Below are 15,280 nucleotides of genomic sequence, written 5' to 3'. Positions count from 1 at the left end.
GAAACATCGTTACATCTGAAAACCTATGCCCACCCAAAAGGTGGTGGAAATCAAGTCATCGGCTTATTAGTACCAGTCAGCTCCACCCGTTACCGAGCTTCCACATCTGGCCTATCAACCCAGTCATCTACTGGGAGCCTCACACACTCAAAGTGTACGGAGATCTCATCTCGAGGCCGGCTTCCCGCTTAGATGCTTTCAGCGGTTATCCATCCCGAACGTAGCCAACCAGCCATGCCCTTGGCAGAACAACTGGCACACCAGAGGTCCGTCCAACCCGGTCCTCTCGTACTAGGGTCAGATCCTCTCAAATCTCCAACGCGCGCAGAGGATAGGGACCGAACTGTCTCACGACGTTCTAAACCCAGCTCGCGTACCGCTTTAATGGGCGAACAGCCCAACCCTTGGGACCAACTCCAGCCCCAGGATGCGACGAGCCGACATCGAGGTGCCAAACCATGCCGTCGATATGGACTCTTGGGCAAGATCAGCCTGTTATCCCCGAGGTACCTTTTATCCGTTGAGCGACAGCGCTTCCACAAGCCACTGCCGGATCACTAGTCCCGACTTTCGTCCCTGCTCGACCTGTCAGTCTCACAGTCAAGCTCCCTTGTGCACTTACACTCGCCACCTGATTGCCAACCAGGTTGAGGGAACCTTTGGGCGCCTCCGTTACATTTTGGGAGGCAACCGCCCCAGTTAAACTACCCACCAGGCACTGTCCTAAAACCCGATCAGGGTTCGTAGTTAGATATCCAATATGACCAGAGTGGTATTTCAACAACGACTCCACCAACACTAGCGTGCCAGCTTCACAGTCTCCCACCTATCCTACACAAGCCACACCGAACACCAATACCAAGCTGTAGTAAAGGTCACGGGGTCTTTCCGTCCTTCTGCGCGTAACGAGCATCTTTACTCGTACTGCAATTTCGCCGAGTTCACGGTGGAGACAGCTGGGGAATCGTTACGCCATTCGTGCAGGTCGGAACTTACCCGACAAGGAATTTCGCTACCTTAGGATGGTTATAGTTACCACCGCCGTTTACTGGGGCTTAAATTCAAAGCTTCGACCCAAAAGTCTAACCTCTCCTCTTAACCTTCCAGCACCGGGCAGGCGTCAGTCCGTATACGTCCACTTGCGTGTTGGCACGGACCTGTGTTTTTAGTAAACAGTCGTTCCCCACTGGTCTCTGCGGCCACCACACCCTTTCCGGAGTAAATCCGTATAAGTGGATGGCCCCCCTTCTCCCGAAGTTACGGGGGCATTTTGCCGAGTTCCTTCACCATGATTATCTCGATCTCCTGAGTATTCTCTACCTGACCACCTGAGTCGGTTTGGGGTACGGGCAACAGCAAACCTCACGTCGATGCTTTTCTCGGCAGCATAGGATCACCTGCTTCCCCAAACGGGTCCGCATCGTATCTCACCCAAAGCCGAAAACTATTAATAAACGACGGGCTACATACTTACACCGGGACAACCATCGCCCGGCACAGGCTACCTTCCTGCGTCACACCTCACGCTCACCACCCCAGTTCGGGTTCGCAGCCGCCACCGAACATCACCCGAAGGATCCATCCAGCTTTGGATTGCTTAGCACTACTAGTTAGGTCTTTGACGGTTTACCGCCGGTACGGGAATATCAACCCGTTGTCCATCGACTACGCCTGTCGGCCTCGCCTTAGGTCCCGACTTACCCAGGGCAGATTAGCTTGACCCTGGAACCCTTGGTCTTCCGGAGGACGGGTTTCTCACCCGTCTTTCGCTACTCATGCCTGCATTCTCACTCGTGTGGCATCCACGACTGGTTCACACCGCCGCTTCACTCGCCACACGACGCTCTCCTACCCATCCATACGGCTGGACCACGAAGGCCTACCTGTTATATGAATGCCACAACTTCGGTGGCGTGCTTGAGCCCCGTTACATTGTCGGCGCGGAATCACTTGACCAGTGAGCTATTACGCACTCTTTCAAGGGTGGCTGCTTCTAAGCCAACCTCCTGGTTGTCACAGCAACTCCACATCCTTTTCCACTTAGCACGCGCTTTGGGACCTTAGTTGGTGATCTGGGTTGTTTCCCTCTCGACTATGAAGCTTATCCCCCACAGTCTCACTGCTGCGCTCTCACTTACCGGCATTCGGAGTTTAGCTGACGTCAGTAACCTTGTAGGGCCCATCGGCCATCCAGTAGCTCTACCTCCGGCAAGAAACACGCAACGCTGCACCTAAATGCATTTCGGAGAGAACCAGCTATCACGAAGTTTGATTGGCCTTTCACCCCTATCCACAGCTCATCCCCTCAGTTTTCAACCTAAGTGGGTTCGGTCCTCCACGCGCTCTTACACACGCTTCAACCTGGCCATGGATAGATCACTTCGCTTCGGGTCTAGGACACGCGACTGAATCGCCCTATTCAGACTCGCTTTCGCTACGGCTTCCCCACACGGGTTAACCTCGCCACATATCGCTAACTCGCAGGCTCATTCTTCAAAAGGCACGCAGTCACACCAACAAAGGGTGCTCCTACGGATTGTAAGCAAACGGTTTCAGGTACTATTTCACTCCCCTCCCGGGGTACTTTTCACCTTTCCCTCACGGTACTAGTCCGCTATCGGTCATCTGGGAGTATTTAGGCTTATCAGGTGGTCCTGACAGATTCACACGGGATTTCTCGGGCCCCGTGCTACTTGGGATACACACCACGCGGTAAAACCATTTCGGATACGGGACTCTCACCCACTCCGGTCCGCCGTTCCAAGCGGTTCTCCTATAGCTTCACTCTCACGTTCGAGACTCAGCAGCGTCTCACGGCATGTCCCGCAACCCCGACCATGCAACCCCTGCCAGGTATCACACATGATCGGTTTAGCCTCATCCGGGTTCGCTCGCCACTACTACCGGAATCACTGTTGTTTTCTCTTCCTGTGGGTACTGAGATGTTTCACTTCCCCACGTTCCCTCTACCCGCCCTATATATTCAGGCGGGAGTCACCAGGTCAGCAAGCCGCCTGGCGGGGTTTCCCCATTCGGAAATCCTCGAATCACAGCCCGTTTATCGGCTCCCCGAGGCTTATCGCAGATTACTACGTCCTTCTTCGGCTCCAGATGCCAAGGCATCCACCGTTTGCTCTTAGAAACTTGAAATCACATAAGTATTCAGAAACACACACCCACCCAAAAAGATGAGCATGTGACCAATGAAATTACATTAAGAATCAGTAACACCACCAACACAAAACACACCCCCAAAAGGATACGAATCATGCGTGGCATCACTAGATGCTCGCGTCCACTGTGTAGTTCTCAACGTACGGTCGATCCCACAATCATGAGCAACACGTCCCATAACCGCAGGTCAGAAAACCAAGTCCACCCACCCCCAAAGAGGCAGATCGGCTGGTCTTCCAGGACCCAATAGTATGCACCAGAGAAACACCAACTCACACACCCACACGTTCCAACAACCCTGTCCACGAGGAACAACGCTGCGTACTAGCACAGGCGAGCAAATCAATGCTTGCATTGTCAAATGTTCCACCCATGAGCGGTTGCGCATCACACGTGTGGTGATGATCGCACCATTCTGCAACAACAATGTTGTTGAGTGCTCCTTAGAAAGGAGGTGATCCAGCCGCACCTTCCGGTACGGCTACCTTGTTACGACTTAGTCCTAATCACCAGTCCCACCTTCGACAGCTCCCTCCACAAGGGTTAGGCCACCGGCTTCGGGTGTTACCGACTTTCATGACTTGACGGGCGGTGTGTACAAGGCCCGGGAACGTATTCACCGCAGCGTTGCTGATCTGCGATTACTAGCGACTCCGACTTCATGGGGTCGAGTTGCAGACCCCAATCCGAACTGAGACCGACTTTTTGGGATTCGCTCCACCTCGCGGTATCGCAGCCCTTTGTATCGGCCATTGTAGCATGCGTGAAGCCCAAGACATAAGGGGCATGATGATTTGACGTCATCCCCACCTTCCTCCGTGTTGACCACGGCAGTATCCCATGAGTTCCCACCATAACGTGCTGGCAACATAGGACGAGGGTTGCGCTCGTTGCCGGACTTAACCGAACATCTCACGACACGAGCTGACGACAACCATGCACCACCTGTATAGAAGTGTCCAAAGAGTTCTGTATCTCTACAGCGTTCTTCTATATGTCAAGCCTTGGTAAGGTTCTTCGCGTTGCATCGAATTAATCCGCATGCTCCGCCGCTTGTGCGGGCCCCCGTCAATTCCTTTGAGTTTTAGCCTTGCGGCCGTACTCCCCAGGCGGGGAACTTAATGCGTTAGCTACGACACAGAACCCGTGGAACAGGCCCTACATCTAGTTCCCAACGTTTACGGCATGGACTACCAGGGTATCTAATCCTGTTCGCTCCCCATGCTTTCGCTCCTCAGCGTCAGTTACGGCCCAGAGATCTGCCTTCGCCATCGGTGTTCCTCCTGATATCTGCGCATTCCACCGCTACACCAGGAATTCCAATCTCCCCTACCGCACTCTAGCCTGCCCGTACCCACTGCAGGCCCGAGGTTGAGCCTCGGGTTTTCACAGCAGACGCGACAAGCCGCCTACGAGCTCTTTACGCCCAATAATTCCGGACAACGCTTGCACCCTACGTATTACCGCGGCTGCTGGCACGTAGTTAGCCGGTGCTTTTTCTGCAGGTACCGTCACTTTCGCTTCTTCCCTACTAAAAGAGGTTTACAACCCGAAGGCCGTCATCCCTCACGCGGCGTTGCTGCATCAGGCTTGCGCCCATTGTGCAATATTCCCCACTGCTGCCTCCCGTAGGAGTCTGGGCCGTGTCTCAGTCCCAGTGTGGCCGGTCACCCTCTCAGGCCGGCTACCCGTCGTCGCCTTGGTGAGCCACTACCTCACCAACAAGCTGATAGGCCGCGAGCCCATCCTTCACCGATAAATCTTTCCCACAACAGACCATGCGGCCATTGTGCATATCCAGTATTAGACACCGTTTCCAGTGCTTATCCCAGAGTGAAGGGCAGGTTGCTCACGTGTTACTCACCCGTTCGCCACTCTTCCACCCAGCAAGCTGGGCTTCATCGTTCGACTTGCATGTGTTAAGCACGCCGCCAGCGTTCGTCCTGAGCCAGGATCAAACTCTCCGTAAAAAATTACATGCACCCTGGTAAGCGGAATAAGCCACCACGATGCGAGTTCAACCTGACAAAACGAACATCATTACTGACGTTCATATAATTTGTCCAAAAGGAATCGCCATCAACCAAACCCAAAAGGGCTTAGCGACGGGATAAATAATTGGCATTTGACAATCAAGTGCACACTATTGAGTTCTCAAAGACCAGACACCACCCGTAGAATCCCCCGAAGGAACCCTTCCGAACAGCAACTGTGCCCCAGGCAAACACCCAACCGGGCATTCGCTGCGCATTCATATAGACCGGACCGCTTCGCTTCTGCTTAGCTGCCCGGCTGCGTTGCGCTGACAAAGGAATACATTACGCAGAATCCGGGCACACCGCAAACCACACCCCGTTCCCGGGAGTGTTCCCGCATGAATCCGCCGTTCTTGACTGCAGGCTCAGTCAAGACCTTTGCCCGCTCATGACTGCGCCAAGGTCGCGACCAACTGATGTGGCAAACCCACACGGAACCGCAGCGTTGTCTGGCGCCCACTTCAATGGTGCACTTTCGCGAGCACCCCACGAGTGTCGCGCCAGCGGAGTTGCTCCGGCAAGAAGCACGAGGGCCCCAGAAGGCGCGAGAAATTACGCCACCAGCACGCGCGTAGGCACCACAACAATCTCGCGGGCGTGCGGCTCAATCCCCAAGCTGTGAGCCGTACATTGCGCGCGACTACGCTGAGCCCATGAACGCAAAAGATAAGCCCCCGGAAATGACCGAATGGGAACGTGAAGTGCTCAACGCGGGTGGGTACACGCCGTCCGCCGAAACACAGCTTCGGCGTGATGCCGAGATTCTTCGGGACCAGAAAGCCGAGGAGGCCACGGGTCGCTCGGAAGGGTCCGCCACAGCTGTCGAGATACCCGACAGTGGTGAACACAGCGCGCAGTAAGCGGGCCAAGCGCTCTGCGTACTGAAGCGAACTCGGCCACTTGGGCGCAGTCCGGAGCACCGATGCATCGCGAGGTCAGCTCCAGTGGATGAGGTTCCCCGCGGACGTGAGCGCTTCAAGTCAGACGCACCCTCGTTCTCTACGGAATCGGTTCCTTGGGTACACGTCGGTGAGAGCTACTGAGAACGGCCGTACTGAGCTGCGATGGGGCAGTCGAAGGGGTCTCTAGCTGCGAGGCCGACTCTATTGAGGTATTTGATCACAATCCCGTAGGACTGCATGAGCGATGTCTCTGTATATGGAACATTCAGCGTGCGACAGTGCTCTTGCACGATCTGGCTCGCCTTCGACAAGTGCGGCCGCGGCATACTCGGGAAGAGGTGATGTTCGATCTGGTAGTTCAGCCCACCCATCAGCCAGGTGGCCCACCAGCCGCCACGGATGTTTCGAGACGTTCGCACCTGTTTCGTGAAGAAATCAAAGCGAGCATCATGCGCGATCACTGGCATTCCCTTGTGGTTCGGGGCGAATGATGCGCCCATGTACACGCCAAAGAGCGCGAACATCACTCCCAGGAACGCGAAGGCCTTGCCAACTGGGAGGAAGACAAAGATGGGAGTGATCAGTATGGCGAAGCGGGACACGATCAGCGAGAGCTCAATCCAACGCCCCTTCACGGGCCCGCGCTGGCACAGGTGAACGATTCCCTGCAGATGCAGGTTCAATCCTTCGAGCGTGAGCAACGGAAAGAAGAGCCAGCCCTGACGCTTTGTGAGCGCTCGAATCAAACCGCGCGACTGGCCGGCGTCCTCCTCAATAAAGGAGATCGTGTCAGCCTGGATATCTGGATCTTTGCCAATCCGGTTTGGGTTTTGGTGATGACGGGAATGCTTCGAGTCCCACCAGTTGTAGCTCATCCCGATGACCCCGAGAAGTGCGAGAGCAAGCCGATCGTTCGCTGGGCCGGTCTTGAGAATAACGCGGTGCGCGGCTTCGTGGCCGACAAAACCGATCTGGGTGAGGACGATCGCCAACGCAGCGGCAATGAGGAGCTGGAACCAGCTGTCACCCAGGAGAATGAAACCTGTGATCACTGCCCCCAGCGAAACCGCAATGCCAGCGCCCACCATTGCGTAGAAGCCCGGGGCCCGGCGCAAGAGGCCCGACTCGCGCACGATCTGCGAAACCTCCCGATACGCCTTCGCGACAGGAGGGAAATCGCCAGTTCTGGCGCGCGTTGGGATGAACGGACCCGTGCCCGAAACTTGGGGAGAGTATGTAGTTGTCATGCGCGGCACCGGTTTCGTGGAGAACCGCGAGTCAAGCGATTCATGTTGAGCCAAAGGCAGCTGCCGTTCGCTCCCCTCACGCTACCCAGCCAACCATGCAGCGGGCTGAGATATGCGTTACTGGCAGTCAGCACACAGGCTACATTCCTCGCCGCCTGCGATTTGATCCTCAGCGCCACATTTGCTGGCTTGCCCGCTCTGGCCCGGGCCATACCAGTGCTGCCAGAGGGCGACTCGCCACCCTCTGGGAGGAGGGGCATGCAACAGTGCAACTCTGAGGCACGAAAAAGGCCCTGACCTTGGAGCTTTCGCTCCTGGTCAGGGCCTATTTTCTTGCTGTGGCGGGTGAGGGATTCGAACCCCCGTAGGCAGTGCCAGCTGATTTACAGTCAGCCCCCTTTGGCCGCTCGGGTAACCCGCCGTTGTCCGCGCGAACGTGGACGAGCCAACTTTACCCGCTCGGTGCCGCGAACGGAAATCGACCCGGCGTGCCGGGCTTGTCCACCAGGTCACGGCCTCTGTTGCACGGCGCAACGCCGTGGGAGGATCGGGGTATGAGCGAGACTCCCATCACGCGGCCCATGCCCGACGAGCTCCGCCTCCGCGTCGCACGCGGCCCCGCGGCGCTCGACCTCGAGACGTTCCACCGCATCGCGCGTCTCCGGCAGGAGGTCTTCGTCGTGGAGCAGGATTGCCCGTACCTCGACCTCGACGGCCGCGACCTCGAGCCGGGCACGGTGCAGGTGTGGGCGGAAGACGCGGCGGGAGACATCGCGGCGGGCCTTCGGATCCTGAGCGAGAGCGATGCTGTGGCGCCCCGCTTCAGCATCGGCCGAGTCGTCACCGCGCCCGATTGGCGTGGACGCGGCATTGCGGGATCGTTGCTGCGCGCGGCGATTACCGAATGCGGGGAGACCCCCATCCAGATTCACGCTCAGTCGTACCTGACCGAGTGGTACGCCGGGTTCGGCTTCGTCACGAACGGCCCCGAATTCCTCGAGGATGGCATTCCGCACACTCCGATGCTGCGCACTCCAACAAGCGGGGACGCCGCCGCGAACGACTAGGGCGCCTCGAGCATCTCGTCGAGACCGGGCACCGGAATCGCAAGGCCGTGCCGGTGGGCGCGCGCAGAGATCGCCTGCTCCCGCAGCAGCGTCAACAGCTCCACTGGGCCAGCCATCGTGACGGTGTCTGCCCAGAGCGCGGCGCGATCGAGTCCGCCCATCCACTCCGCGGCACGCACCGGATCGCCCCCGATCAGGCGCACGCGCGCGGCCGGAAGCTCCCCCGGGCCGAGCGGCCCAGACACCGCAAGGCGCTCCATCCAATCGTCGTCGCGCTCCAACGACACCTCGATCCCCTGCCCCGCGAGCAGGTCGGCAACCGGCGCCGGAAGCACCTGCCCCGTGGAGAGCGAGATCGGAGCGCGGACCAGAAGCGCGGCCGCGAGCACCCGCACGAGCGCGGCGAGCGGGCCATCCTCCGCGAGCCGCACCTGCGTCACCACCGAGCGGGTACGCACGGCATTGCGCTCGATGCCGAGACCAATCGTGTCGCGGTCGACACCGAGCGAGGTGCGCCACACGAGCGCATCGGCGAGCGCGGCACGCCGCACCGCGTCGAACTCTTCGTACGCGAGGGTGGGCTGCGCCGCTTCAATGAGGAGGCGCACCTCGGGGTCGAGCCCACGCAGGTGCAGCGTGTCGCTACGCGTACCCGGCCGCGGCTCCCACGAGCCGAGCGCGAGCAAGCGGTTCGGCCCACCGGCGAGGGTCGGCAGACCCATCACGGCGTCGCCCCAACCGCCGCCCGGCTGCCGCTCGATACGTGCGCCGGAGGTGGGTCGGTTGATCGCGAGCGCCGCCGCGCTGACTTGCTCGACCCAGGCAACAATCTCTTCGCCGTCGTTTGACTGCAGGCCGGCGACGCCACCCCCGCCCGGCGCGTTCTGCATGCGCAGCGCGTCGGAGAGCGAGTGCGCATGCGCAACCGTGAGTACGGGCACGGCGACCGCCCCGCTCCAGCACTCGGACTGCTCGGTGACGCCAATCTTCACCCCGGGGCTCCACAGCCGCCCCTCGGTGTCGAGCTGCTCGGGCTGCACAAGCCACTCTTCGCCGCGGCCGAGCTCGGTGAGCGCGCGCAGCGCGGCGCCGGAGGCCGGCTCCGCGAGCGGTCCCAGTCCGAATGCCAGCGGGTCAGCGTCGCCGGGGCGAGCGGTGTCGCCCGGACGGAGGGCGCGGACCGCGTCGGCAAGCCCCTCGCGGAAGCGCCGAGAGCGAGCCACACTGCCCATCAGGATCACGGCATGTGCACCGCGGGGATCCCCGCCGCCCGCGCGGAAGGCTGAGGCCACCACATCAGCGATGGCGTGGTCAAGATCGGCCGAGGGGGCGACGAGGATGGTGCCGCGCGCGCGGAACTGTCCCTCGATGCGCAGGTCGGGGCGGCGGCGGGCGAGCTCTTGTCCCACTTCACGCGCGCCCAACACGATCGCCCGGTCGACCTCGTGGTGCGCGGCAAGCTCAGCCACAGTCGCGTCGACCGCCACGGCTTCGATGCGCACGGCGCCCGGGGTCAAGCCACCCGCCTCGCACTCCTCAACGAGCGCGGTCGCGGAACCGAGGAAGCGATGGGGCACCGCCCACAGCACCCCGGCGCCCGCACCGAGCGCGGAAAAGACTGCCTCGGCCTGGTGCGAGAGCGGCGTGCCCGCATCCCCGTGCACGAGAATCAATCCGTCAGACACAAAACTTGCCCCGCGCACCGCTCCGAGCCCGGCGGCAAGCTGCCCCGCGTATCGGGCGGCGTCGACAATGTCGTTCACCTCGGCGTCGAGCTCGGCGACGGGCGCACCCGTGTCGGCGGCAAGGACGGTGAGGAGGCGGTCGCGCGCTGCGACAAGCGCGAGCGCTGAGCGCCGCAGTCTCACTCCACGCGCAGCAGGTCCATGAGTCGACCAGCGTTCCCCCGACTCTCGGGCCGCCAGCGCGACTCGCTCGGGATCCAGGTCGGCAGGCGACAGCGCGACCGTCGCGTTCGCCTCGTCCTCTTGGCCCACCCGCGCGTTCGCGAGTCGCAGCTGCTCGCGCATCCACTCTCGGTTCGCTGGGAGGCTCGCATCGGTGCCAGGCTCGTTGGCGAACCCGGAGTCGGAGACTGCGGGGATCGCACGCGGCGGGGCGAACTCCTCGAGTTGGAACGCGCCGGTGGCGCCACGGCTGAGCCCGAGCACCGCTGCGGTCAGGCCGCCGGTGTCGAATCGAGCGGGCTCATCGGGTGAGCGGTAGAACAGGGCGCTGTCGCGCTCGCTCGGATCCCACTCGCGGGCGCGCAACTGCGTTCGGTGCGACTCCGGTGCGGCCTCGGTCGCGAGCGCGAAGGCCCGTTCATGCGCCTCCCACTCTGCGGCGAACGTGTTCTCGTCGCCGGAAACCAGCGCGTCGACGCGCGAGGGCGCTGACTCGGGATCGGCCGCCTCGCCGGCAAGACCGACGAGCAACTCGACCGCGCCCGCGAACTCGCTCGGCGCGACGACGTGCTGCTCGATCCGCACCTCGATGTCCTCGCCACCATCGGCCACGATCGCCTCGGCGAGACCGGGCACCACTCCCCCGCGCAGCTGCAGCGAGGCGAGCCCGGTGGCGCCAAGCTCCGCGGCACAACTCACCACTGCTGCAAGCACGATGGGATCCTCGCTTGCAATCACGGGGCGCAGCACCGCGGCACGGCCAGGATGCAGTGCGAGCTCAGCAAGTCGGAGGAGCTGCGCGGCCACCGCGTCGCGTTCCTCGAGCACGGGGACGGGCAGACCGCTGGTGATTGCGGCAATCCGCTCCGCGCCTGCGACACCGCCGACGCCGATCACCACCTCAGCGGGTGCCCCGCCCTCTGCCACACGCCGCTGCGCCCACCGGCTCAGGCGGCTGTACAGCTCACGCGACTCGGGCAACTCGGCAAGGAGCCGCGTGCCCACACGCGCCCGATCAAACGCGGGGTCGGCGAGTGCGCGGTCCAACAGGTCCGGAATGAGCCGGGCCCACCGCACGCTCTGCGGTTCGATGTGCAATGTGGTGCCGTGTTCCGCGGCTGCCGCAAGGATGGGCTGCAGCGCGCAGGCCGCCGCGGCGACGTCCGCATCCGCGGACCACTCGGTGCCGCCGGGCACGAGCCGTTCGGGATCGACGCGCATGTGGCCGATCGTGGGGTGCGCAGCGAGCGCCGTGAGTCGCCGTGCCTCTGCCGCAGCCTGCTCTGGCCCGTGCACCGCCAGACCGAGGGGCGCCACCACGGGCACGAGGCCCGCATCTCGATGCCGCCGCAGCGCTTCAGCAAGCGCAGTGATCTTGCCGGGGTCGATCTGTTCGCCCGCGTCGGGCAGGCCCGGCGAGGGCAGCTTCGCGGCAAGCACGAGGCTCGACAGGCGGGTGCGCAGCCAGCGGCGCGCGACCGGCATGACGGCCCAGGGGAGCCCGAGCGAGGCGGCTCCGCCCGCGCGCACCGCAAGGCGGTCTCGAATGCCTATCGATTCGGGCACCTCATGCGCCATCTCGCGGAGCCCCACCGCGGAGGCGAAAGCATCGTCGGTCCCTGCGACAAGGTCGAGCAGCCGACGGGTGAAGTCGAAGCTCTCGGGGTCACGGTGCATCCCGCCGAGCGGGGCGCGGGCGGCCTCGTCGTCACGACCGCGCAGCGCCTCTAGCCAAGCGGCCGCACGTGCCTCGGCCGAAGCGGCGGAAACGGCCCATGCCGTTCCCTGGGGAGACGAGGTGGCTGCCATGACTTCACTCTAGGGTTCGCGCCCCGCTTTTCCTGGAGGCGCACGCCGAAACGCACACGCTCCCGGCCCCCATTCAGGGAGACCGGGAGCGTTCGCGACGCGTCAGGCTATGCGAGGAGTGCGCGATCGTCGAACGTCGCACCCTTGATCTTCGCGAACTCAGCAAGCAACTGCGGCACCGTCAAGTGCGTCTTCTCTTCAGCCGTTGCCTGGAACACAATCCGCCCCTCATGCATCATGATGAGACGGTTGCCCAACTTCAGCGCCTGCTCCATGTTGTGCGTGACCATCAACGTGGTCAACCCACCCTGGGCAACAATGCGCTCGGTCAAATCCGTCACAAGCGCCGCACGCTGCGGATCGAGCGCCGCCGTGTGCTCATCAAGCAACAGAATACGCGGCTGCGTGAACCCAGCCATCAACAGCGACAGTGCCTGCCGCTGCCCACCCGAGAGCAGCCCCACCTTCGCCGGAAGGCGCTTCTCAAGCCCCAACTCCAACGACTTCAGCTCCTCGACAAAGCGCTCGCGCAGCGAACGAGTGAGCGCCAGCTTCAGCCCACGGCTCCGCCCACGGCGTACCGCGAGCGCGAGGTTCTGTTCGATCGTCAGGTCGGGCGCGGTGCCCGCCATCGGATCCTGGAATACCCGGCCCACGTACTGTGCGCGCTGGTGTTCCTTCAGCTTGTTGACGCGCTTGCCGTCAATTTCGATTGTGCCGGTGTCAACCGTATACCGGCCCGCAATCGCGTTCAGCAGCGTCGACTTGCCCGCGCCGTTCGAGCCGATGACGGTAACGAAGTCACCCTCATTAAGCTTGAGGCCGAGGTCAACGAGCGCCTTCCGCTCATTGACGGTGCCCGGGAAGAAGGTCTTAGAGATCTGATCGATCGTCAGCATGCGGTTACCTCCCCGCGGTCTCGGTCGATGCGCCGGCGGGTGCGGCGCTCGGGGCTGCGGTCTGCGGTGTCCCCGTGGGGTCCGATTCACGCGGTTCAATCTTGCCGCCCCGGTTGCGCAGCGACGGGAGCTTCTTCAGGAAGCCCCAGCGCGGCAGCAGCAGCGCCGCGACCACGAGCACCGCAGTGACCAGCTTCATGTCGTTCGGGTTCAGACCAGCCTGCAGCGCAAAGAAGATAATGAGGCGGTAAATCACGGCGCCAAGCACCACCGCGAGGCTCGCCAGCCAGATGAAGCGCTGACCGAAGATCGCCTGCCCCAAGATCACCGAGGCGAGACCGATCAGAATCAGGCCGATGCCCATGCTGATGTCCGCGAAGCCCTGGTACTGCGCCACCAGCGCACCGCACAGTGCCACCAGACCGTTCGAGAGTGAAAGCGTGAGGATCTTCGTGCCATCGGTGTTCACACCGAAGCTGCGGATCATCTGCTCGTTATTTCCCGTCGCCTGAATCGACAGACCCAGGTCGGTCGACAGGAACCAGTCGATCACGATCTTGAGCAGGATCACGGCCACAAAGATGATGCCGATGCCCGCCCAGGTGCCCAGCACGCCGGCATCCTTCAGCGGGGTGAAGACGGTTTCAGCGCGCAAGAGCGGCACGTTTGCCTTGCCCATGATGCGCAGGTTGATCGACCACAGCGCGATCATCGTGAGAATACCCGCGAGCAGACCGTCGATCCGGCCCTTCGTGTGCAGCAGACCGGTGATTGCACCGGCGACCAGGCCCGCCGCGGCTCCGGCCAGCGTCGCGAGGATGGGGTTCTGCTCGAGCGTGATCAGCGACGCCGCGACCGCAGCGCCCGTGGTAAAGCTGCCGTCCACGGTGAGGTCGGGGAAGTTCAGCACTCGGAAGGTGAGATACACCCCGAGCGCCATCACTCCGTATATGAGACCCAGTTCGAGCGCGCCGATCATCCGGTTTATTCCTTGCGTTCGGGACACGGAATCCGGCGGATTCCCGTCCGTGAATGGGAAGAGTGGCTGCCGCGCGTGCGCGCGACAGCCACTGCTTCAGGGGTACTGCGTACGGATCTACTCTACGACGGTCGCGTCGTCGAGGATCGACTTCGGGATCTCAACGCCCATGCGCTCCGCAGCCGCGGGGTTCACCACGTAGCTGAGCTCAGCCGGCGTCTCAACCGGGGTCTTCGCGGGATCGGCGCCCTCAAGGATCTTGATGGCCATCTCGCCGGTCTGCTTGCCAAGCTTCGTGTAGTCGATGCCGTAGGTAGCAACCGCGCCACCCTCGACGGTGCCGGGCTCAGCGCCGATCACGGGGATCTTCGCCTTCTCCGCGACCTGCACGAGCGATGCGATGCCCGAGACCACCATGTTGTCGGTGGGCACGTAGATCGCGTCGACGTCACCGAGGGCCTCGGTGGCCTGCGCGATGTCATTCGCGGTGGTCACGGTCTTCGTGACGATCTCGAGGCCGAGCTCCTTGGCAACCTTCTCAGCTGCCTCGACCTGCACCTGCGAGTTGACCTCGCCCGATGCGTAAACGATGCCGACCTTCTTCGCGTCGGGCTTCAGCTCGGTGATGATCTCGAACTGCGTCTTCAGCGCGTCATCGGGCACGGCGTCAACCGTGCCGGTGACGTTGGCGCCCGGTGCGTCCATCGACTTGACGAGCTCCGCCGACACCGCGTCGGTCACAGCGGTGAAAAGCACGGGCTTGTCGGTGATCGCCTGCGCAGCGGCCTGCGCGGCGGGGGTCGCGACCGCGAGCACGAGGTCAACGTCCGAGGTCGCGAACGTCTGCGCGATGGTCACCGCGGTGGCCTGCTCGCCGTTCGCGTTCTGCACATCGAACTTCACGGTGTCGCCGTCGACATAGCCCGCATCGATGAACGCCTGCTTGAAGCCCTCGGTCGCTGCGTCGAGCGCCGGGTGCTGCACGAGCTGGCTGATGCCAATGCTCACCGTCTCGGGCTTCGCGGCATCGTCGCCGCCAGAGCTATCCGAGGGTGCGGAGGAGCAGGCGCTGAGCGTGAGTGCGGCGGCCGCGCCGAGGCTCGCGAGTGCGAGCATGCGGCGGCGAGATGAAATCTGTCGCATGTGTATCAGGTCCTTAGCAAATATGGATCCGCCCTGACCAGAGCCAGGGCGCACTGTGTGGTCCGAGGCAAAAGCCCCGACGTCGCCATCGTAGACCGCGGAGCGGGCGCAACGGCA

At 62.1% G+C, this 15,280-nt stretch carries 7 protein-coding genes, 1 tRNA gene and 2 rRNA genes; 2 read left to right on the top strand and 8 right to left on the bottom strand.

The annotated features are described in order from the left end of the window. Positions 1–46: 46 nt before the first annotated feature. A 23S ribosomal RNA gene (locus ACR81A_RS00620) occupies positions 47–3,150 on the bottom strand. 471 nt (positions 3,151–3,621) lie between these two features. Beyond that, positions 3,622–5,144: ribosomal RNA gene (locus tag ACR81A_RS00615) — 16S ribosomal RNA — on the bottom strand. The 16S and 23S rRNA genes sit together here, the layout of an rRNA operon. Before the next feature lie 719 nt (positions 5,145–5,863). Here ACR81A_RS00615 and ACR81A_RS00610 point away from each other — a divergent pair. Continuing rightward, on the top strand, positions 5,864–6,070 hold the full coding sequence (locus ACR81A_RS00610; protein ID WP_440312236.1) for a hypothetical protein: 207 nt from the start codon (positions 5,864–5,866) through the stop codon (positions 6,068–6,070). Between the two features lie 176 nt (positions 6,071–6,246). Here ACR81A_RS00610 and ACR81A_RS00605 read toward each other — a convergent pair whose 3' ends face one another. Next, on the bottom strand, positions 6,247–7,359 hold the full coding sequence (locus tag ACR81A_RS00605) for a fatty acid desaturase family protein (RefSeq protein WP_440312235.1): 1,113 nt from the start codon (positions 7,357–7,359) through the stop codon (positions 6,247–6,249). 339 nt (positions 7,360–7,698) lie between these two features. Further along, positions 7,699–7,780 (bottom strand) — tRNA-Tyr (locus ACR81A_RS00600). Positions 7,781–7,913: 133 nt separating this feature from the next. Between ACR81A_RS00600 and ACR81A_RS00595 the strand changes: the two genes are divergently transcribed. After that, a complete protein-coding gene (locus ACR81A_RS00595) occupies positions 7,914–8,426 on the top strand; it encodes a GNAT family N-acetyltransferase (protein ID WP_440312234.1) in 513 nt (170 codons plus the stop codon). On the opposite strand, the gene ACR81A_RS00590 is transcribed toward ACR81A_RS00595, so the two are convergent. From ACR81A_RS00590 to ACR81A_RS00575, 4 genes are all read right to left on the bottom strand, one after another. Further along, positions 8,423–12,142 carry an aldehyde dehydrogenase family protein gene (locus ACR81A_RS00590; protein WP_440312233.1) on the bottom strand — a complete coding sequence of 1,240 codons (3,720 nt, stop codon included), beginning with the start codon at positions 12,140–12,142 and terminating at the stop codon, positions 8,423–8,425. The genes ACR81A_RS00595 and ACR81A_RS00590 overlap by 4 nt on opposite strands. 107 nt (positions 12,143–12,249) lie before the next feature. Then, positions 12,250–13,041, bottom strand: a complete 792-nt coding sequence (locus ACR81A_RS00585; protein ID WP_202380410.1) for an ABC transporter ATP-binding protein — start codon at positions 13,039–13,041, stop codon at positions 12,250–12,252. Between the two features lie 4 nt (positions 13,042–13,045). Beyond that, positions 13,046–14,020 carry an ABC transporter permease gene (locus ACR81A_RS00580; protein ID WP_440312232.1) on the bottom strand — a complete coding sequence of 325 codons (975 nt, stop codon included), beginning with the start codon at positions 14,018–14,020 and terminating at the stop codon, positions 13,046–13,048. 117 nt (positions 14,021–14,137) lie between these two features. After that, on the bottom strand, positions 14,138–15,163 hold the full coding sequence (locus ACR81A_RS00575; RefSeq protein ID WP_202380412.1) for an ABC transporter substrate-binding protein: 1,026 nt from the start codon (positions 15,161–15,163) through the stop codon (positions 14,138–14,140). Positions 15,164–15,280 lie beyond the last annotated feature (117 nt).

Source organism: Leucobacter chromiireducens (assembly GCF_051993095.1).
GTDB lineage: Bacteria > Actinomycetota > Actinomycetes > Actinomycetales > Microbacteriaceae > Leucobacter > Leucobacter chromiireducens.
This window is presented reverse-complemented; position numbering and strand designations above follow the sequence as displayed.